Below are 19,883 nucleotides of genomic sequence, written 5' to 3'. Positions count from 1 at the left end.
CAGAACCGAATCAATCCGGGCAAAAGTCTTGCGGATACAGGATCGGCTGGGTAAGCCCGATGCGGTGGGAACGCGGGCTGGGGAGCCCGCCGCCTGCAATGGGGACAGGATACAGAAGGACGCTCAGGTGAGAACACGTCTGGCCATCAAGACACACGCTCTGCTTGAGCGTTTCTTCCCGGAGCGTCGGCTCTTTCTTCGGTCCGACACGGATACCCGCTTCATTCGCCTCAGGCCCGAAACTCAGGCCGTGGCCTTTGCCGGATCGGCCGTCGTGGTGTCCTGGACGATTGTCGCGACCGCCATCCTGCTGATGGACTCCATCGGCTCCGGCAACTTCCGCGAGCAGGCCCGCCGCGAACAGATCACCTATCAGCAGCGCCTCAATGCCCTCAGCGCCGAACGCGACAAGCGCGCCGCCGAGGCGCTGGCCGCGCAGGACCGCTTCAACGCCGCGCTGCGCCAGATTTCCGTCATGCAAAGCGAGCTGCTGGACAGCGAAACGCGCGGTCGCGAGCTCTCCACCGGGATCGACGTGATCCAGGCCACCCTGCGCGACACCATGAAAGAGCGCGAAAGCGTCTCCCGTCGCCTCGCCACCCTCGAAGATCAGCTCCAGTCCGGCAACACCCAGACCGCCGCCGACGGGGCGCAGGGCGACAGCACCATGGACTTCCTCGCGGAGGCCCTCGCCCAGACCGCCGCCGAGCGCGACAAGGTCGTGGCCGATGCACAGGCCGCCCTGATCCGCGCCGCAGAGATGCAGGCCGAGATCGAACAGATGGAAGACAAGAACGACCGCATCTTCCGCCAGCTCGAAGAGGCGATGACCGTTTCCGTCAAGCCGCTCGACAAGATGTTCGAGAAGGCCGGCATGGACCCGGACAGCATCCTGAGCCAGGTCCGCGAGGGCTACTCCGGCCAGGGCGGTCCGCTGACCCCCCTGTCCTTCTCCACCCGCGGCGAGGAACCCTCGGAAGACACCAAGCGCGCCAATCGCATCCTTGGCGAAATGGACCGGTTGAACCTCTACCGTATCGCCGCGCAAAAGGCCCCCTTTGCCACGCCGCTCAAGGATCCCTTCCGCTTCACCTCGGGATTCGGCTACCGCTGGGGCCGCCTGCACGCGGGCACCGACTTCGCCGCGCCGCACGGCACACCGATCTATGCCACCGCCGATGGCGTCGTCACCCACGCGGGCTGGTCCTCCGGCTATGGCCGCCTCGTCAAGATCCAGCATGAGTTCGGCATCGAGACCCGCTATGCCCATCAATCGAAAATTCGCGTGAAAGTTGGGCAAAGAGTCTCGCGCGGGCAAAGGATCGGTGATATGGGGAACACTGGACGGTCGACCGGGACCCATCTTCACTATGAGGTCCGCGTCGGCGGCAAACCCGTTAATCCGATGATCTACATCAAGGCTGCGAACGATGTTTTCTAAAAGCAAAATCAACGAACCCGGCAACAAAGCCGACGACACCGGCGCGGCAAAGCCCGCAGCCCCGTCCGATGCGCCCCGCGCTCCGGCAGGCGATTTCACCAAGCCGGTCACGCCCAAGGCCAAGCCGCCCGCCTCGGTGCTGTCGAACGATCTGCACATCACCGGCAACATCCGCACAACCGGCGACATTCAGGTCGAAGGTACTGTTGAGGGCGACATCCGCGCCCACCTTTTGACCATCGGCGAGACCGCGACGATCAAGGGCGAGGTGATCGCCGATGACGTGGTGGTCAATGGCCGTATCGTCGGCCGCGTCCGTGGCCTGAAGGTCCGCCTGACTGCCACCGCGCGCGTCGAAGGCGACATCATCCACAAGACCATCGCGATCGAATCCGGCGCCCACTTCGAAGGCTCCGTGCAGCGTCAGGACGATCCGCTCTCCGGCGGCAAGAAACCCGCCGCACCGCAACAAACGCCTCAGACCCCGCAGCAGGGCTGAACCGGCGCGCCACAGCGCTACAGGAAAAACCATGCAAGCCGTCCCTCCCCGGGGGCGGCTTTTCTTTTGGCGATTGCCCCGGCAACGCCATGACCGGATGCACACGCCTCCGGCAGGCAAGACGACAGACCCTGCGCACGCGGAGATTGGAAGAACGACGCGATGCCACCACGCCTGGCATGTCCGTCTCGACCCACAACGCTTTGAGCCTGTCGCCGCCACCGACCAGCGCAGGCGCCCCTCTTCTTCTCTTCCCAAGTACTCAAAATCCGCCCGCCATCAGCCGCCCCGCCGCCCGGAAACGGTCACCAACCCGGGCCCCGGCCCCTTTCGCCCGATCCGGTCCTCGGGGTTGTACAAATGACAACTCTGCAAGCTCAGGCAGCCACACCCGATGCAGCCGTCCAGGCGGTCACGCAGCCTTTGCATGGTGGCAATCCGTGCATCCAGAACCCGCCCGAACCGTTTCGAAATCCGCTCCCAGTCCCGTTTCGTCGGGGCGCGATCCTGCGGCAGAGCGGCCAGTTGCGCCTTGATCTCGGCGAGCGAAAATCCCAGTTGCTGGGCGATCAACACAAAGGACAGCCGTCGGATATCGGCGCGGGCGAACCGGCGCTGCCCCGTGGCCGTTCGGTCCGGAAACACCAGCCCCTCGCTCTCATAATGCCGAATCGCCGAGCCCGAGAGCCCGGTGCGCGCCGCGACCTCACCGATACTCAACGCCGCGCCCTGCTTTCGCATTCTGTCAGCCATGCACCCTGCTACCCCTTGAATTTAAACATTACTTATATCTTGCCTTCAAGCAAACTTGAAGCCGTACCCTCCGTGAAGTCAAGCATAAGGAGACACGCCATGACCGCCACGATCGAACACGCCAACATCACCACTGCAGACCCCAAGGCCACCGCCGCGTTGCTCTGCGATCTTTTTGAATGGAAGATCCGTTGGGAGGGCGCGGCCATTCACGGCGGCTACAGCGTGCACGTCGGCAGCACCGGCAGCTACCTCGCCCTCTACCGTCCCGGCCCCGGAGCCACGCAAGCGGCAGAGCGCTACAGCCCTGTCGGCGGGCTGAACCACGTCGGCCTCACGGTCAGCGATCTCGACGCCGCCGAAGCGCGGGTGAAAGCGGCGGGGTTCGAAACCCACAGCCACGCGGACTATGAACCCGGGCGCCGGTTCTACTTCGACGGCCCCGACGGTGTGGAATACGAACTGGTGCAGTATGACTGACCTCTTCGTGGTCCTCGGCGCGCCGGACCGGATGCACTGCCATGTGGTCCGGACCCGGCCCGGACTTGCCTGCCGCCCGCGCCCGCTCCGGACGCACCATCGCTAGAGCCTGCCACCCAAACGCGCCTCTTCCCGAGGCGCGTTTTTCATGCTACGCCGCATGGCATGAAGAGCACCGCAATCATCCTTTGCTGCATTACTCACTGACATCTGTCGGCGGGTCTCTCTTCTATTCCAATCTCCATGGTAAGTTGCTAAGCCCGCCGCGACCCTATCCGAGGAGCGAGATATGGAGATCCGTCTCACCAATTCGATGACACGCCGCAAGGAGACGTTCGCGCCCCTCGATGCGTCCAATGTGCGGATGTACGTCTGCGGGCCAACGGTCTACGACCGCGCCCATCTCGGCAACGCGCGGCCCGCCATTGTCTTTGACGTGCTCTTTCGCCTGCTGCGCGAGGTCTACGGCCCCGAACATGTCCGATACGTGCGTAATTTCACCGACGTCGATGACAAGATCAACGCGCGGGCCGAGGCCTCCGGCCGCTCCATCGGCGAGATCACGGCGGAAACGACGCAGTGGTATCTCGACGACATGGGCGCGGTCGGGGTGATGGAACCCTCCGACATGCCGCGCGCCACGCAGTACATTCCGCAGATGGTGGCGATGACCGAAGACCTGATCGCGCGCGGCCACGCATATGCCGCCGAAGGCCACGTTCTGTTCTCCGTCAGCAGCTACGATGGCTATGGCGCGCTCTCGGGCCGCTCTGTCGATGACATGATCGCCGGAGCGCGCGTGGACGTGGCGCCCTACAAACGCGACCCGATGGATTTTGTCCTGTGGAAGCCCTCCCCGGGTGATCTGCCCGGCTGGGACAGCCCGTGGGGACGCGGCCGCCCCGGCTGGCACATAGAATGCTCCGCCATGGCCTATGATTTGCTCGGCGAGAGTTTCGACATTCATGGCGGCGGCAATGACCTGCTTTTCCCGCACCACGAGAACGAAATCGCACAAAGCTGCTGCGCGCACCCCGGCGGCGGCTTCGCCCAGGTCTGGCTGCACAATGAAATGCTGCAGGTCGAGGGCAAGAAGATGTCCAAATCGCTCGGCAACTTCTTCACCGTGCGCGATCTGCTGGACGGCCACGATGGTCTGCCCGGCGTCCCAGGCGAGGTGATCCGCTTCGTCATGCTCTCGACGCACTACCGCAAACCGATGGACTGGACCGCCGAAAAGGCGCGCGAAGCCGAGGCGACCCTCCGCAAGTGGCGGGCCCTGACCGAGGGCGCAACGCCGGTCGGGCCGGATGCGGCGCTGGTCGAAACGCTTGCCGACGATCTGAACACGGCGGGGGCGTTGACGCATCTGCACCGCATGGCCCGCGACATTGCCGCCAATCCGCAAAAGGACTGCCACATCGAAAAAGGCGTCCTGCTTGCATCGGCGCAGCTGCTCGGGCTGCTGACGCCGGAGCTTGGCGGCTGGGACGTGGTCGGGGCCGATCTCTCCGGGCTGGCGACACGGCTCGCCGCGGTCCGCGCCGCCGCGATGCAAAGCAAGGATTTTTCCGAAGTCGACCGCCTGAAGACGGCGCTGATTGACGCCGGGGTCGAGGTCCGGATGAGCAAGGCGAGCGTGGAGCTTCTCCCCGGCGCGGGCTTTGACGCGGCCAAACTGGAGGGCCTGCTGTGAGCGCTTCTGACCGATGCCGGAGCGGGGGCCAGCCCCCGCACCCCCGGAGTATTTCCCAAGAGAAGAAACCAGGGGCGTGGTCATGAAAGAACGGCTGTATCTCTATGACACCACCCTGCGCGACGGGCAGCAGACGCAGGGGGTGCAATTCTCCAGCGCCGAGAAGCTGCGCATCGCGGCGGCGCTGGATGCGCTTGGCGTCGATTATATCGAAGGCGGCTGGCCCGGTGCCAACCCGACCGACAGCGCGTTCTTTGAAGAAGTCGGCGAGACCAAAGCGCGCCTGACGGCCTTTGGCATGACCAAGCGCGCCGGACGCTCCGCGGCGAATGACGAGGTGCTGGCGGCGGTGCTCAATGCCGGGACCGGGGCGGTCTGCCTTGTCGGCAAGAGCCACGACTACCACGTGACAAAGGCGCTCGGCGTGACGCTGGAGGAGAACCTCGAGAACATCCGCGCCAGCGTCGCGCATCTGGTGGGCTCCGGGCGCGAGGCGCTGTTCGACGCCGAGCATTTCTTTGACGGTTACAAGGACAATCCCGGCTATGCGCTGGACTGTCTGCGGGCCGCGCTGGAGGCCGGGGCGCGCTGGGTCGTGCTTTGCGATACCAATGGCGGGGCTTTGCCGCATGAAATCGGGCAAATCGTGCAGGATGTGATCGCCTCCGGGGTCGATGGGGACCGATTGGGGATTCACACGCATAATGACACGGACAACGCCGTGGCCGGCTCGCTGGCGGCGATCCTCGCCGGGGCGCGCCAGGTGCAGGGCACGCTCAACGGTCTTGGCGAGCGCTGCGGCAACGCCAACCTGACCTCACTGATCCCGACGCTGCTTCTGAAGGAGCCCTTTGCCAGCCGTTTCGAGACCGGCGTGAGCAAACAGGCGCTGAAGGGTCTGACCCGCACCGCGCGGATGCTCGACGACATCCTCAACCGCGTGCCGATGAAGCAGGCGCCCTATGTCGGGGCCAGCGCCTTTGCGCACAAGGCCGGGCTGCACGCCAGCGCCATCCTCAAGGACCCTTCGACCTATGAGCATATCGAGCCGGGGCGCGTGGGCAACGAGCGCATCATCCCGATGTCGAACCAGGCCGGGCAGTCCAACCTGCGGCGGCGGCTGGCCGAGGCGGGTCTTGAGGTGGACAAGCGTGATCCCGCCCTTGGCCGCATTCTCGACCGGGTCAAGGATCGCGAATCCGAGGGCTATTCCTATGACACAGCTCAGGCCAGCTTCGAGTTACTGGCGCGCGACGAGCTCGGCGCGCTGCCCGATTTCTTCGAGGTCAAACGCTACCGGGTGACGGTGGAGCGCCGCAAGAACAAGTACAATCAGATGGTCAGCCTTTCGGAAGCGGTCGTGGTGGTGAAGGTCGACGGCGAAAAAAAGCTCTCGGTCTCTGAATCCATGGACGAGCTGGGCTGTGATCGAGGCCCGGTCAACGCGCTGTCCAAGGCGCTGGCCAAGGATCTCGGGCGTTATCAGGCGCTGATCGACGACATGCGCCTCGTGGACTTCAAGGTGCGCATCACCCAGGGCGGCACCGAGGCCGTGACCCGCGTCACCATCGACAGCGAGGACAGCAAGGGTCGCCGCTGGTCAACCGTGGGCGTCAGCGCCAATATAGTCGACGCCAGTTTCGAGGCGCTTCTGGATGCGGTACGCTGGAAACTGGTCCGCGACGCCGGGACGCGCGCGGCGTAAGGGGCCTGTTGGGTGGAGTGCGGTATGGATGTGTCTGCGTTTTTCGAGTTGCACAAGGATTTGCCCCGGGAGGGTCCGGGGCGGCCGGAGGATGTGGCCTGGGCGCTTGGCGTTGCCGGGGTGAAACCCGGCGCGCGGGTGCTGGACGCGGGCTGCGGTCCGGGCGCGGACATCGCGCCCCTCTTGCTGGCCACGGCGCCGGGCGGCCATGTCACGGCGATCGAGACGCACGCCCCCTTTGTCGAGCGGGCGGCCCGACGCTGGGGCCGCGACAGCCGCGTGACGCTGATCCAAGACGACATGGCGGCGGCTGAGGGGCCGTTTGACGTGATCTGGTGCGCTGGGGCGCTTTATTTCCTCGGTCTGCGCGCGGGGCTGGAGATCATGCGCGGCAAGCTCGCCCCCGGCGGCCTGCTGTGTTTCTCCGAACTGGTCTTCCGCGTGCCGCAACCCCCGGCCCCGGTCCGCGAAGCGCTTGAGGCGGAGTATCCCGCCATAGGCACGGTTGGCCGGCTCAATGGCATCATCGAGGCCGAAGGCTTCGAGATTGCCGCGCAAAAGATGCTGCCCCGCGCCTCCTGGGAGGCCTATTACGGGCCGCTTGAGCAGCACATCGCCACACTGCGGGCGGGGGCAGACCCGGCCCTGTGCGCCGTGCTTGACGCGGCCGAGGCCGAAGCCGCGCTCTGGCGCGCCAACAACGACACGTTCGGCTATGCGCTGAGCGTGCTGCGCGCCCGACCATGACCGATCCCTTCGCCGACAACCCCGACCTCGTCGCCTGCGCCCGGCTGACCGAACAAGGCGACCCGGAACGCTTTGCCGCCACCATGGCCGCGCCGGTGCAGGCGCGCACCGCGCTGTTTCCGCTCTACGCCTTCAACGTCGAGGTCAGCCGTGCGCCTTGGGTGACGCAGGAGCCGATGATCGCGCAGATGCGCCTGCAATGGTGGTGGGATGCCCTTGAGGAGATCCGCGCCGGGGGCATGGTGCGACGGCACGAGGTCGTCACGCCGCTTGCACTGGTGCTGGATGCGCAGGGCGCCGCGCTGCTGCAGGATCTGGTGGAGGCACGGCGGCTCGACATCGAACGCGCCCCCTTCGCGGACGAGGCCGCGCTTTGGGATTACCTTGAAAAAACCGGCGGTGCGCTCATGGCCGCCACGGCGCGCGCGCTCGGCGCCACGGATCTGACCGCCGCGCAGCAGATCGGCACCGCCAGTGGGCTGGCCAGCTATTTCCGCGCCGTTCCAACCCTCGAAAGCCGCAATCGCCAACCTCTGCCCGAAGGCACGCCGGAGGCCGTTGCGCGGCTCGCCTGCGCCGGACTCGAACGGCTCACCACGGCCCGACGGCACCCAGCCCCACCCCGCGCGGCCACCCTGGCCGCCTGGCAAACCAAACCGCTGCTGAAACGCGCCGCAGCAAGCCCGCAACGGGTCGCAAACGGCACCCTCGCCCTCAGCGAATTCCAGAAACGCGCGCGCCTGATCGCCGCGACGCTGGTCTGACGCGACCGCGCGTCCGCTTCTTCTCTGCAAAAATATCCCCGGGGGGCCCGCAGGGCGGGGGCAGCGCCCCCAGACAAAAATTCCCTGGAATTTTTGATCCGCTCCGGCTCTACGCCGCGGCCTCGTCCTTCGGACGCAGCACCAGCCAGATCAGCGCCCCGCCCGCCAGTACGAGGAACGGTGCCATTGCGAGGTTCACCGCGGTCCAGCCTTCCTGCGCCGTGCCACCCGAGCAGTTCATCAACCCGCCCGACGCCAGCGAGGCAAAGGTGACGCCGCCGAACACCAGCAGATCGTTCAGCCCCTGCATCCGCCCCCGCTCGTGCGCCTCATGCGCCCCGGCGAGCATGGTGGTCGCGCCGATGAACCCAAAGTTCCAGCCAAGCCCGAGCAGCACCAGCGCGATGAAGAAATTCTCCAGCGCCACGCCCGACAGCGCCACGGCTCCCGCACCGGCAAGGATGACAAGCCCGGTGGCCAGGATCTTTTCCACGCCAAAGCGCGCAATCAGATGGCCGGTAAAGAACGACGGCAGGAACATGGCGATGACATGCGCCGACACCACATCCGCCGCCGTGTTCTGCTCGAACCCGCAGCCCACCACCGCCAGCGGCGTGGAGGTCATCACGAGGTTCATCAGGGCATAGGACACCATGGCGCAGATCACCGCCACGGCGATGCGCGGCGTCTTGAGAAGCTCCATCCGGCTGCGCCCGCGCGGCGCGTCCTCCGCAGGAATCGGCGGCTTGGGGATGTCGAGGAACAGAAACAACAGCGAGCCGAGCACATTCAGCGTCACCACGAACAGATAGATCCCGGCAAAGGACGACACCACCGCCGAGGGGCTCTCGATCAGACCGGCGCCCACCTTCGACAGCTGCGGCCCGATGAAGGCCGAGATGAGCCCGCCCGCCATGACATAGGAAATCGCCTTCGGGCGGAAATCGTCCGAGGCGGTATCGGCAGCGGCAAAGCGATAGAACCCCTGCGCCGACATGTAGACCCCGGTGCAGAGCGATCCGATCAGGAAGACCGGAAACGACGCGATATAAAGCCCGTAGAAACAGATCAGACCGCCAAGCGCACCCCCCGCCGCCCCGGCCCAGAACCCGGCGCGGCGGCCATATCGCTGCATCAGCGCCGACAGCGGCGTCGCCGACAGCATGGAGCCCAGCACGATCAGCGAAATCGGCAGCGTCGCGAAACAGGGATTGGTGGTCAGCGCCTGACCGGCAAGCCCGCCGACGGTAAAGATCATCGGCATCTGCGAGCCAAGGATGGCCTGCGCCAGCACCAGCACGGCAACATTGCGCCGGGCCTTCGTGTCTGCGGTCTGTATGGTGATATCGCTCATGCCGCAATGGGTAGGCGGCGGCGATACGTATCGCAAGAGGGGAATGTCACCGCACCCCCCGGATTGGTACAAATAAATTGTACCCCCCGAGACCGCGCTTGTGACCCGCAGGCCGCCCCGCTATCGCTGGGACATGAGCGGGATCGTGATCATTGGCGGCGCGGCGGAGGCGCGGGATCTGGCGGCGGCGCTGCCGGATGCCTGTGTCAGGCTGACAGCGCACGAGCGCGTGGCGCAGAGTTGGACCAATCCGCTCAGCCATGGACCGGTGACGGCGGACTGGCTGCGCGCCACCGGCGCCCGCGCCGTGATCGAGGCCGCGCACCCCTGCGATGCCGCCACCGCCTTCGCCGCCGCCCGCGCCGCGGCACAGCTTGGCCTGCCCCGCCTGCAACTGCTCCGCCCGCCATGGCAGCCCGGCCCGCGCGACCGCTGGACCGCGCTGCCCCGCCCCGAAGCGGCGGGACATGTGATCCCCGCAAGCGCCCGCGTGCTGATCACCCTGGGACGCGCCGAGCTCTCCGCGCTCAGGCCACTGCGCGCAACCGCCCTCGTGCGCCGCATCGGCCCCGCGCCCACGGGTTTCCCGCTGCGGCGCGGGCGCTACCTCCGCAGTCAGGGTCCGTTCACCGTCGCCCATGAAATCGCGCTCTTGCGCAGGAACCGGATCGACTGGCTGCTGCTGCGCAATGCAGGGGGACCCGGCGGCTGGCCCAAACTCGCGGCGGCGCGGCACCTCGGCCTGCCCGTGGCCATGGTCGACCGCCCCCGCCGTCCGGGCGGGCCGCGCGTACAAACCATCGAGGAGGCGCTGGCATGGCTGCCCCGGCTCTGACCGAACGCATCATCACCGGCGATCACTGCATCGCCGAAGGCGCCGCATGGCTCGCGGACCGCCACCCGCGCTTTGCCTATGCCCTGAGCCAGACCGGCCCTCTGCCCCTGCGCCTGCGCCCCGATGGCTTTGCCCAGCTGCTCTCCGCCATCGTCAGCCAACAGGTCAGCGTCGCCTCCGCCCGCGCCATCTGGAGCAAACTCGAAACCGCCGGCATGACCAGCCCGCAGGCCATCCACACGACGCCCGAGGAGGATCTGCGCGCCCTCGGCCTCAGCCGCCAGAAAGCCGCCTACGCCCGCGCACTGGCCGAGGCCGACATCGACTTCGACGCCCTGCGCCGCGCCCCCAGCGCCGACGTCGTCAAAACCCTGACCGCCGTCAAGGGCATCGGCATCTGGACCGCGGAAATCTACGCCATGTTCAGCCTCGGCCGCGCCGATGTCTTCGCCCCCGGCGATCTCGCTCTGCAGGAAGGCGCGCGCCTGCTCTTCGAGCTGCCGGACCGACCAAAGGACCGCGCCCTGCGCCAGATGGCCGAAGACTGGTCGCCATGGAGATCGGTTGCGGCGCGCATCCTCTGGGCCTACTACCATGTTGAGAAAAACAGAGAGGGTATCCTGTGACACGTGTGCTTCAAACCGGACGCAAAGCGCCGGTCTCCGGTGACATCCGATCCTGCGTGGTCTTCCTACACGGCTATGGCGCGAACGGCGCCGACCTGCTCGGGCTGGCCGATCCCTTGGGCGAACACCTGCCCGACACACTCTTTGTCGCGCCCGATGCGCCGGAGACCTGCGCAGGCTCGCCCATGGGTTTCCAGTGGTTCCCGATCCCCTGGATCGACAGCTCCTCCGAAGAAGAAGCCCGTGCCGGCATGGCACGCGCCGTGGACGACCTCAACGCCTTCCTCGACGCGCTCATGGTGGACGAAGACCTGATGCCGGAACAGGTGGCGCTGGTCGGCTTTTCCCAGGGCACGATGATGAGCCTGCACGTCGGCCCGCGCCGCGAAGACGCCCTGGCCGGCATTGTCGGCTTCTCCGGCCGCCTTCTCGAACCGGACCTGCTCGCGGACGAGGTGATCTCGCGCCCGCCGGTGCTGCTGATCCATGGCGATCAGGATGACGTCGTGCCGCCACAATCCATGCCCCAGGCCGCCGAAGCGCTGCAGGAGGCGGGCTGGAAAGAGATCTACGCCCATGTCATGGAAGGCACGGCGCACGGCATCTCACCCGACGGCCTTGGCGTCGCCCTCGCCTTCCTGCGCGACAAATGTGGCTTCTGAGCACAGATTTCGGCTCAAGACATCGGACCGGAACCCTTAAAACGTCCGGCCCGCCACCTGACAAACGGCGGCGACGGCCCATTCGTCCCGCCGATTCTGAGTATTTATGAAAGAGAAGAAGCAGGACAGCCCGCATCCATCCGCACCGTGCCCCTGCTTCTTCTCTTTGACAAATACTCCCTTCCGACTTGGGAAAAGCGCCGCTTCGAACATCCGGGATTGCCCCCTCGGGACAGCCCGGTCAAATTCACGCGGTCCATTTTCTGCGCGCGCCGCAAGATCACGGTTGCGCCCGGTACAGACCGGTCCTAAACCGCAAAAGCCGAAAAGATTGCGAGGCCGGTTGGTTATTCCGGCCCTCTGCCTGTCAGAGATCAGTCGCGCCTGTGCGCGAACCCGCGGCATCGACCTCAACTGGGTCGGTGCCGGGGAGTTCGACTGCCCGTCCGACCGCAATATGGAACCATACACCATGGATCGCAAAACGCTTCTGATCGCTCAGCTGATCATCACCATCCTCATGGCCGTCTCGATGTCGGGCATCATGTCCCTCATTGCCGTGGGACCCGGCGCCGAATGGCTGGCGGGCTGGCCCCGGCAGGCCCTCATTGCCTGGCCCTTTGCCTTTGTCCTGACCCAGATCATCACGCCCCTTGCCTTCGCTCTGGCTGCCCGCGCGACGCGGCCCGCGCGCTGATGAACTCCGGTCTTCGCCACTGACCGTGCCGAAGACCGCTCGTTTCTGTCCGCGTGTGTTCGCCGGGCGTGGACTGGAGGGCGGGCCGCTGAGCCGCAGGCTCAGTCGGGGCGGCCGGAAGTCGCGCCCTCAGTCAGTTCCGTTCCGCTTCGAGCCGCCTGTAGGCCGCCACGTTGGCGTTATGCCCTTCCAGCGTTTCGGCAAAGTTATGCCCGTCGCGGGGGTCCAGAGTCTTGGCCACGAAGTAGATGTAATCCGTGCTCGCCGGGTTCAGCGCCGCTTCGATGCTTGCCCGGCCCGGGTTCGCAATCGGGGTCGGCGGCAGGCCCGGGATCACATAGGTGTTCCACGGCGTCTCGCGGCGCAGCTCTGACGCCCGCAGGCCGCGCCCCAGCGGTCCCTCGCCTTTGGTGATGCCATAGATCACCGTCGGGTCTGTCTGCAGGCGCATCCCCCGGTCGAGACGGTTCACGAAGACAGACGCCACATCAAAGCGCTCTTCCGGCCCGCCGGTCTCCTTCTCGATGATCGAAGCCAGGATCAGCGCCTCCTCCGGGCTGTCCAGCGGCAGGCCATCCGCACGATCCGCCCAGGCCTGCGCCAGGATGACCTCCTGCGCGTCCTGCATCCGGCGGATCACGCTCGCCCGCGTGTCACCCGGTGCGATCTCGTAGCTGTCCGGCGCCAGGCTGCCCTCTGGGGGCACCGCGACCTCTCCGTCCAGCACATCGACCAGCCCCAGCTCCTGCACCACCTGCCAGCTCGTCACGCCCTCGGCCAGCGTCACGCGATAGCGCGTGTCGCTCTTCTCGCGCACCTGAGCATAGACCTGCGGAATGTCGTCCTCGCCGGGCACGAACTCCGCCTTTTCCTCATAGCGGCCGCTTGCCGGGTCGATCTCGCGCACTTCGACGCTCGCCCGCGTGATGCCGATGCGATAGACCACCTCGGTGCCGCAGGTGCTCGCGCCGCCCTTGGTCACGATATCCACGATCTGCGACATGCTCGCGCCATCCGGCACCAGATAGCTGCCCGCCTTCAACCGCTGCGTCCGGTCGGTGTAATCCGCCCCCAGCCGCAACATCACCGCGCTGGACACCGCCCCGCGCTCGGAGAGATCCTCGGAGACCCGCTTCATGTTGGTGCCACGCGGCACCTCAAGACAGATCGCCTGGTCCAGCGGGCCCTCCGCGTGATACTCGTTCTGCGCCCAGATCAGGACGCCGCCAAGGAGGAACACCGCGACAACCAGGAAGGTCAGCGCGTTCGAAGCGATGTTGCGCCACATGGGCTTAGCTCACTTTCCCGAAGATCACAGAGGCGTTCGTGCCGCCGAATCCAAAGCTGTTCGACAGCGCATAGGTGATCGCCCGTTCACGTTTGGCATTCGGCGCGAGATCCAGTGGCGTCTCAACCGCCGGATTGTCGAGGTTGATCGTCGGCGGAGCCACCTGGTCGCGGATCGCCAGGATGCTGAATACCGCCTCGATGGCCCCCGCCGCGCCAAGCAGATGCCCGGTGGCCGATTTGGTCGAGGACATCGTCGCCGTATGCGCCGCCTCGCCGAGCATCCGCTCCACCGCGCCAAGTTCGATCGTGTCGGCCATGGTCGAGGTGCCATGGGCGTTGATGTAATCAATCTGCGATGGCTCCAGCCCGGCATCCTTCAGGGCCTTGCGCATCGAGCGCTCGCCGCCCTCGCCGCTCTCGGACGGGGCCGTGATGTGATAGGCATCACCGGTCAGACCGTAGCCGCAAACCTCGGCGTAGATCTTCGCGCCGCGCGCCTTGGCGTGTTCGTACTCCTCAAGAACGACAACGCCCGCGCCCTCGCCCATCACGAACCCGTCGCGGTCCGCGTCATAGGGGCGCGAGGCTTTCGTGGGATCGTCGCCGCGCTTCGTCGACAGCGCCTTGCAGGCGTTGAAGCCCGCGATTCCGATCTCGGAGATCGCCGCCTCCGCGCCGCCCGCCAGCATCACATCCGCATCGCCATACTTGATCAGCCGCGCCGCATCGCCGATGGCATGGGCGCCGGTCGAACAGGCCGTCACAACCGCGTGGTTCGGCCCCTTGAAGCCGTACTTGATCGACACGTTGCCGGAAATCAGGTTGATCAGCGCGCCGGGAATAAAGAACGGCGACACTCGGCGCGGCCCCTTCTCCTTGATCAGCAGTGCCGTCTCGGCAATCGAGTTCAGCCCGCCAATGCCGGAGCCGATCATCACGCCGGTGCGCTCGCGCGCCTCATCATCTTCCGGCTGCCATCCGCTGTCCGCCACAGCCTGCGCCGCCGCCGCCATGCCGAACATGATGAACTCATCGACCTTGCGCTGCTCTTTCTTGTCCAGATAGGCGTTGGGATCGAAGGTGCCATCGCTGCCGTCACCGTACGGCACCTCACAGGCGTAATTCGTGGCCAGATGGCTGGCATCGAACTTGGTGATCGTGCCCGCTCCGGACTGCCCTGCGAGCAGACGGGTCCAGGTCTCCTCGACTCCGCTTGCCAGCGGTGTGACCAGTCCCAGTCCTGTAACAACGACGCGTCGGCCCATGGCTCTGCCCTTCCTCGTATATCCTCGGGCTTGCCTATAGCCTGACAGGGTCTTCGGGGGCAAGGGTGCGGGTCGCCGTTGGAGAGGCGGGTTTTTGCTGGAACAGCCTGCGTTCCGCGCCGCAGACCCGCCTCACCCGGAAACCACGGCCACGCCTCCCATTTCCGCCGGCCCGCCTCTGTACTTTATCGGATGGCAAATCCAATATGGTCAAATCTCGTAAATCGGACCGCTTGGCCCAAATCGAAAGACGGGCCCTTTTGGAAATACGTTTGAAATAAGAAAGACCACGTCCATTGCAAACCATAGTCATGATCGCCATCGTCCTCATTGCCCTCGTCCTATTTTTCCGCGGCAGGCCTGAGAGACAGACGCCGAAACGCCCGGCAGAAGCCCGGACACCACCGGAGAGGAAGAATCCGGCACCGGCGTCGATCGCTGTTCCAAAGACGGCCCCCTTTGATGCGACAACCGCCGAACCAACACCAGAAAAGATCACGCTTCGCGGGCCGGCCTATATCGTTGATGGTGACACACTGGTCATCAGGAAAAACCAAATTCGGTTATTCGGCGTGGACGCACCCGAAATGAATCATCCCTATGGCAAGACGTCAAAATGGGCGCTTGTCAAATTGTGCAAGGGGCAGACAATTGAGGCAGAGGTCACCGATCAGGATACGCATGGCCGTGTTGTCGCCAAATGCCGGCTTCCCGATGGTCGGGATCTTTCGGCGGAAATGGTCAAGCTTGGCCTCGCCATAGACTGGCCAAAATTCTCCGGTGGCGTGTATCGCTCGCTTGAGCGTCCGGAGGCCCGCAAGAAGCTGTGGCTGGCGGACGCGCGGCAGAAGGGTCGGATGCATGTCTGGGAAAAATTCGAGGCCCGGCAAAACGCGCGCAAGACGTCACAAGCGGAATAGACGACCCACGCCAGCCATCTGATCCGCACGCCGTGGCAACCGAGACCGCGCAGAGGGCAAAACGCGCGGGTTCGCGCAAGGACCGTCCACGCCGATTGCGCAAGTCTGCGTGCAACGCTCCGGTGAACCGTCCATCACCCTCGCGGGACGGGCTTGACCAGCGCGCTTGCCTGAGCAGGCTTCGAGGTCTCGGTCAGTATCATCACAATGCACACCGTCGCCAGAACCATGAGCATGGCCACATAGGCAAACAGACGAAAGACATCACGAAGCAGGGAAAGGACACGGCGGGCCACGGGCTACACTCACTATGGGTAGGATCGCTGCGCCCAGTTACCTCTTTGAGCGAGGATGCGTTTCGAACCGGACCTGCGCCGCCTGCCAGGAGCAGGAACACAGCCGATCTTCCTTTCAACCTATCGTTGAGGTGGTAAATAATCCGTAAATTTCAGGGCGCAGACCGTGAAATCCGCATAAACACCATCTCTTCCCAACACGGTGCCGGCGCGCAGCGCTGCCTCAAGCCCAATCCGGCCCCAGATCCGCCTTCGACCGGTCGATCCAGTGGTCGCGCAGCCAATCGCAAGGCTTCGAGTGCCGGATGAACGACCCGTTCCACCCCTCCAGCGCATCCGTCATCTTCGGACGCCCATGGAAACACACAACCCGCGCATCGGCGGGCAAACGGGGTGCATGAAACCAATTCCCCGGAAACGGGTTGCAGTCGTATTTGAACGACACCACCCACTCCCCCGGAATATAGGTGAAACACCCCCGGTCCATCGCCTTGTGTGAGGTATAGCGCTGCTCGGAGCCGCGCGCCTTTTCCACCTCCCCATAGGCATCCGCCGCGAGGTCTTCGTACAAGAACCCGTGCACCGCCGGATCGAACCGAAACACGGAGCCGTGCCCGGTAGGCCGCCCTTTGCGTTTTTCGGTCCAGTCATGGCGCATTGCCACCGTCCCCGGCGCGAGCGCCACGATCTCGTCCAATGACCCGGTGATCACCACATCCAGATCAAAGCCCAGAACCGGCCCCTGCAGATCCGGCACCAATCCGGGCCGGAACAAGGACACCTTGCGCATCGCCCCCTGCCGGTTCGCCACCGCCAGCGCCTGCGCCATCGGCTCGGCGAAGGGCTCCACCGGCAGATCGAGCACCTCGATATCGGGGTGCAGCCCCTCGGCCTGTTCCGTCATGACCATAAACCGCACCGGACGCGACAGATTGCGCCGCACCCCGGAGTACAGCCGGTTGACATATTCCGGGCCAAACAGCGTGCCCCACTTGATGCACATGATATTGACGGGTTGCATTCCGGCCTCGCTTTTGTCTCCGCCTGCTCTACCAACCCGCCCTGCGATTGACCAGACACCGCGCCGCGCCTATCTTGCAGCCGCAACCAACGCCGGAGATTTGATGGAGCTTGTCTCATCCCTCCGGGCCGCCGCGCCCCGCGCATGAGGCCCGAGACCACCGCACACCCCGCACGATGCGGGGCCTTTTGCCATGTCTCCAAGGGATCAAGACATTGTCCAACATGACACTCACCGGCCTCGGATGGTCGGACTTCTTCGCCGATCAGATCGCCCCGGACGAAACCCATCTCACCCCCGCCCGCGTCAACGAGGTCCAGCGCGACCGCCTGCGCGTCCTCTCGACCGAAGGGCCCATGCGCCTTATCCCCACCGAAGCGGCGGGCAACTACGCCGTGGGCGATTGGGTTCTGACCGACGGCACGCAGGCGCTGCGCCGCCTTGACGCGCGCGGCAACCTCTCCCGAAAGGCCGCCGGCCACGTCCACTACACCCAGCGTATCGCGGGCAATGTCGACACCCTCGGCATCGTCAGCAGCTGCAACGAGGACTTCAACCTCGCCCGGCTCGAACGCTATCTCGCCCTCGCCGCGACCGCCGATTGCCTGCCGCTGATCATCCTGACCAAGCCGGACAAATGCGACGATCCCGCGCCCTTTATCAAGGCGGCGCAAAGCCTTTCGCCGCTGATCACCGCGCTCGCCATCAACGCCAAGGACGAAGAGGACGTCGCCCGCCTGCATCCATGGAGCGGCAATGGCCAGACCCTCGCCCTTCTCGGCTCCTCCGGCGTCGGCAAGACCACGCTGCGCAATCGCCTGACCGGCGAGACGGCAGCGACGCAGGACATCCGCGAGGATGACGCCAAGGGCCGCCACACCACCACCTTCCGCAGCCTTGTTCCAACGCTCACGGGCGGCTGGCTGATCGACACGCCGGGCATGCGCGAGCTGCAACTGGCCGATATGGCCGACGGCATCGAGGAGATTTTTGACGATCTGATGGTGCTCGCGGGCCAGTGCAAATTCCGCAATTGCGAGCATGTCTCCGAACCCGGCTGCGCCGTCCGCTCCGCCATCGAGGCCGGCGACCTGGACCCGGAGCGCCTGACCCGCTGGCGCAAACTCGAAGCCGAAGACACCCGCAACACCGCTTCCATCGCGCGGCAACGGGCACGCGGCAAAGCCTTCGCCAAGATGGTCAAAGGCGGCAAGGCGCAGAGCCGCCACAAACGCGACCCGGAGCGGTAGGATCACGCAGGGACGGCCCGGCCCCGACCGGTCCGTCCCCTTCTGCGACAGGCCTCGGCAATACCGGCCAGAGCCAAGCCAGCCCCGAAGGCGAACTCCAGGCCCGGCACTGCCCGCGCCCGCAAGACTGCGGCCACCAAGCCCCGAACCAGCCCAGACCTGAGCCGGGACACCGCCGTCTCCCCTTCGCGCAACGGCCCGTAGGGCGGGGCTCTGCCCCGCACCCGCCCCGGGCCACCGCGTCGGTCAGCCGATCAATCGGTTCACGCCGGCATACGCTGCTCGACGATTTCGGCCCACCACGAACAGCCCGCCGGGATCGCTTCATCGTTGAAGTTGTACTCCGGGTGATGCACCGGCGCGGTCTCGCCGTTGCCCACGAGGATATAGGCCCCCGGGCGCGCCTCCAGCATATAGGCGAAATCCTCGCCCCCCATCACGATCGGCGCCTCATCGCACTGACCGGAAATCGAGCGCGCCACGTCCTCGGCAAAGGCGGTCTGCTCCTCCGAGTTCACCATCACCGGATAGCCGAGGTGATAGGTCACATCCGCCGTGCCGCCAAAGGTCGCCGCCACCCCGGCGCAAATCGCCTTGATCCGCTCTTCGGCCAGCGCCCGCATCTCCTTCGACTGCGTGCGCACCGTCCCTTTCAGGTGCACCCGCTGCGGGATCACGTTGAACGCCTTCGAGGAGGTCTCGAAGGAGGTCACGGACACCACCACCGGATCGACCGGGTCAGCATTGCGGCTCGAAATCGTCTGCAGGCTCAGCACCAGCTGGCTCGCCATCACCGTCGTATCCACCGTTTCCTGCGGTTTCGCCGCATGGCCGCCCTTGCCCTCAAGGGTGATCTCGAACTGATCCGTCGCCGCAAAGAAGGCGCCGGGGCGAATGGCAAAACTACCCACTGGCACGCCGGGCCAGTTGTGCATGCCATAGACCTCCTGAATGCCCCAACGGTCCATCATGCCGTCATCGCACATTTCCTTGCCGCCGCCGCCGCCCTCCTCGGCGGGCTGAAAGATCACCACCACCGTGCCGTCGAAGTTCCGCGTCTCGCTCAGGTATTGCGCCGCGCCAAGCAGCATCGCGGTATGGCCATCGTGACCGCAGGCATGCATCGCGCCATCCGTCTTGGACGCATACGCGACGCCGGTCTGCTCATGGATCGGCAGCGCGTCCATATCGGCGCGCAGGCCGATGACCTTGCCGCTCGTGTCGGACTTGCCCTTGATCACGCCCACGACGCCGGTCCGCCCAATGCCCTCTGTCACCTCGTCACAGCCGAACGCCCGCAGCTTCTCCGCGACGAGCGCGCTGGTGCGATGGGTCTCGAACAGGATTTCCGGGTTTTCGTGAATGTCCCGGCGCCATGCAGTGATGTCTTGCTGCAATTCGGCAAAGCGGTTCTTGACGGGCATGAGAGGCTCCTGAGTCTGTTTTGGGAATTTGATCAAACCCTGCCACTCGCCACGGCGGGCTGCAAGGGTTGTGCCCTCCGGCGGCGTGGCTGTACCGCCGCACTCCTTCCGCTGCTCCGATCCCTGCCCGGCACAGCCGTTAACCTTTTTGACGCAAC

The 19,883-nt window shown here is 65.5% G+C and carries 20 protein-coding genes; 13 read left to right on the top strand and 7 right to left on the bottom strand.

Translation table 11 applies throughout. From position 1 onward, the window contains the following. The first annotated feature begins 127 nt into the window (after positions 1-127). Positions 128-1,441 carry a DUF5930 domain-containing protein gene (locus ACN2XU_RS08325; RefSeq protein WP_419409958.1) on the top strand — a complete coding sequence of 438 codons (1,314 nt, stop codon included), beginning with the start codon at positions 128-130 and terminating at the stop codon, positions 1,439-1,441. Further along, complete coding sequence (locus ACN2XU_RS08320) at positions 1,431-1,940, top strand: bactofilin family protein (protein WP_419409957.1); 510 nt, start codon at positions 1,431-1,433, stop codon at positions 1,938-1,940. Before ACN2XU_RS08325 ends, ACN2XU_RS08320 begins: the two co-directional genes overlap by 11 nt. Before the next feature lie 279 nt (positions 1,941-2,219). On the opposite strand, the gene soxR is transcribed toward ACN2XU_RS08320, so the two are convergent. Then, entirely contained in the window at positions 2,220-2,693 is a 474-nt protein-coding gene (gene soxR / locus ACN2XU_RS08315) for a redox-sensitive transcriptional activator SoxR (protein WP_419409956.1), read from the bottom strand. Positions 2,694-2,792: 99 nt separating this feature from the next. On the opposite strand from soxR, the gene ACN2XU_RS08310 reads away from it, so the two are divergent. The 5 genes from ACN2XU_RS08310 (at position 2,793) to ACN2XU_RS08290 (ending at position 8,085) form a co-directional block, all read left to right on the top strand. Beyond that, positions 2,793-3,173 (top strand): VOC family protein, encoded by a 381-nt coding sequence (locus ACN2XU_RS08310; protein WP_419409955.1) that lies wholly within the window; start codon positions 2,793-2,795, stop codon positions 3,171-3,173. Positions 3,174-3,462: 289 nt separating this feature from the next. Continuing rightward, positions 3,463-4,869, top strand: coding sequence for a cysteine--tRNA ligase (gene cysS, locus ACN2XU_RS08305; RefSeq protein WP_419409954.1), 1,407 nt, complete (start codon positions 3,463-3,465; stop codon positions 4,867-4,869). A gap of 82 nt (positions 4,870-4,951) precedes the next feature. After that, complete coding sequence (gene cimA / locus ACN2XU_RS08300) at positions 4,952-6,574, top strand: citramalate synthase (RefSeq protein ID WP_419409953.1); 1,623 nt, start codon at positions 4,952-4,954, stop codon at positions 6,572-6,574. 24 nt (positions 6,575-6,598) lie between these two features. After that, entirely contained in the window at positions 6,599-7,321 is a 723-nt protein-coding gene (locus ACN2XU_RS08295; RefSeq protein ID WP_419409952.1) for a class I SAM-dependent methyltransferase, read from the top strand. Further along, the gene (locus tag ACN2XU_RS08290; RefSeq protein ID WP_419409951.1) at positions 7,318-8,085 is read left to right on the top strand and encodes a squalene/phytoene synthase family protein; all 768 of its coding nucleotides are present in this window, start codon (positions 7,318-7,320) and stop codon (positions 8,083-8,085) included. Before ACN2XU_RS08295 ends, ACN2XU_RS08290 begins: the two co-directional genes overlap by 4 nt. Before the next feature lie 109 nt (positions 8,086-8,194). Here the strand turns inward: ACN2XU_RS08290 and ACN2XU_RS08285 are convergent, their stop codons facing one another. Next, positions 8,195-9,439 carry an MFS transporter gene (locus tag ACN2XU_RS08285; RefSeq protein WP_419409950.1) on the bottom strand — a complete coding sequence of 415 codons (1,245 nt, stop codon included), beginning with the start codon at positions 9,437-9,439 and terminating at the stop codon, positions 8,195-8,197. 100 nt (positions 9,440-9,539) lie between these two features. Here ACN2XU_RS08285 and ACN2XU_RS08280 point away from each other — a divergent pair, with 100 nt between their 5' ends. The 4 genes from ACN2XU_RS08280 to ACN2XU_RS08265 all read left to right on the top strand — a co-directional run bounded on the left by ACN2XU_RS08280 (position 9,540) and on the right by ACN2XU_RS08265 (position 12,259). Continuing rightward, positions 9,540-10,274, top strand: coding sequence for a precorrin-6A/cobalt-precorrin-6A reductase (locus ACN2XU_RS08280; protein ID WP_419409949.1), 735 nt, complete (start codon positions 9,540-9,542; stop codon positions 10,272-10,274). Continuing rightward, positions 10,256-10,900, top strand: coding sequence for a DNA-3-methyladenine glycosylase family protein (locus ACN2XU_RS08275; protein ID WP_419409948.1), 645 nt, complete (start codon positions 10,256-10,258; stop codon positions 10,898-10,900). Before ACN2XU_RS08280 ends, ACN2XU_RS08275 begins: the two co-directional genes overlap by 19 nt. Next, complete coding sequence (locus ACN2XU_RS08270; RefSeq protein WP_419409947.1) at positions 10,897-11,562, top strand: alpha/beta hydrolase; 666 nt, start codon at positions 10,897-10,899, stop codon at positions 11,560-11,562. Before ACN2XU_RS08275 ends, ACN2XU_RS08270 begins: the two co-directional genes overlap by 4 nt. A gap of 343 nt (positions 11,563-11,905) precedes the next feature. Next, positions 11,906-12,259, top strand: coding sequence for a DUF2798 domain-containing protein (locus ACN2XU_RS08265; protein ID WP_419409946.1), 354 nt, complete (start codon positions 11,906-11,908; stop codon positions 12,257-12,259). Between the two features lie 133 nt (positions 12,260-12,392). Here the strand turns inward: ACN2XU_RS08265 and mltG are convergent, their stop codons facing one another. Next, positions 12,393-13,547, bottom strand: coding sequence for an endolytic transglycosylase MltG (gene mltG / locus ACN2XU_RS08260; RefSeq protein WP_419409945.1), 1,155 nt, complete (start codon positions 13,545-13,547; stop codon positions 12,393-12,395). Positions 13,548-13,551: 4 nt separating this feature from the next. Further along, entirely contained in the window at positions 13,552-14,814 is a 1,263-nt protein-coding gene (fabF, locus tag ACN2XU_RS08255) for a beta-ketoacyl-ACP synthase II (RefSeq protein ID WP_419409944.1), read from the bottom strand. A gap of 311 nt (positions 14,815-15,125) precedes the next feature. Between fabF and ACN2XU_RS08250 the strand changes: the two genes are divergently transcribed. After that, complete coding sequence (locus ACN2XU_RS08250) at positions 15,126-15,734, top strand: thermonuclease family protein (RefSeq protein WP_419409943.1); 609 nt, start codon at positions 15,126-15,128, stop codon at positions 15,732-15,734. Between the two features lie 134 nt (positions 15,735-15,868). Here ACN2XU_RS08250 and ACN2XU_RS08245 read toward each other — a convergent pair whose 3' ends face one another. Continuing rightward, positions 15,869-16,030 (bottom strand): hypothetical protein, encoded by a 162-nt coding sequence (locus tag ACN2XU_RS08245; RefSeq protein WP_419409942.1) that lies wholly within the window; start codon positions 16,028-16,030, stop codon positions 15,869-15,871. Between the two features lie 223 nt (positions 16,031-16,253). Beyond that, complete coding sequence (locus ACN2XU_RS08240; RefSeq protein WP_419409941.1) at positions 16,254-17,051, bottom strand: glycosyl transferase; 798 nt, start codon at positions 17,049-17,051, stop codon at positions 16,254-16,256. Positions 17,052-17,275: 224 nt separating this feature from the next. Here ACN2XU_RS08240 and rsgA point away from each other — a divergent pair, with 224 nt between their 5' ends. Further along, positions 17,276-18,301, top strand: coding sequence for a ribosome small subunit-dependent GTPase A (gene rsgA / locus ACN2XU_RS08235; protein WP_419409940.1), 1,026 nt, complete (start codon positions 17,276-17,278; stop codon positions 18,299-18,301). Positions 18,302-18,564: 263 nt separating this feature from the next. Here rsgA and ACN2XU_RS08230 read toward each other — a convergent pair whose 3' ends face one another. After that, positions 18,565-19,725, bottom strand: coding sequence for a M20 aminoacylase family protein (locus ACN2XU_RS08230; RefSeq protein WP_419409939.1), 1,161 nt, complete (start codon positions 19,723-19,725; stop codon positions 18,565-18,567). Between the last annotated feature and the right edge of the window lie 158 nt (positions 19,726-19,883).

The sequence above is a fragment of the Pacificoceanicola niger genome, assembly GCF_048553275.1.
Taxonomy (GTDB): Bacteria; Pseudomonadota; Alphaproteobacteria; order Rhodobacterales; family Rhodobacteraceae; genus Pacificoceanicola.
Note: the sequence above shows the minus strand (reverse complement) of the source record. Positions and strands in the feature narration are given on the sequence as shown.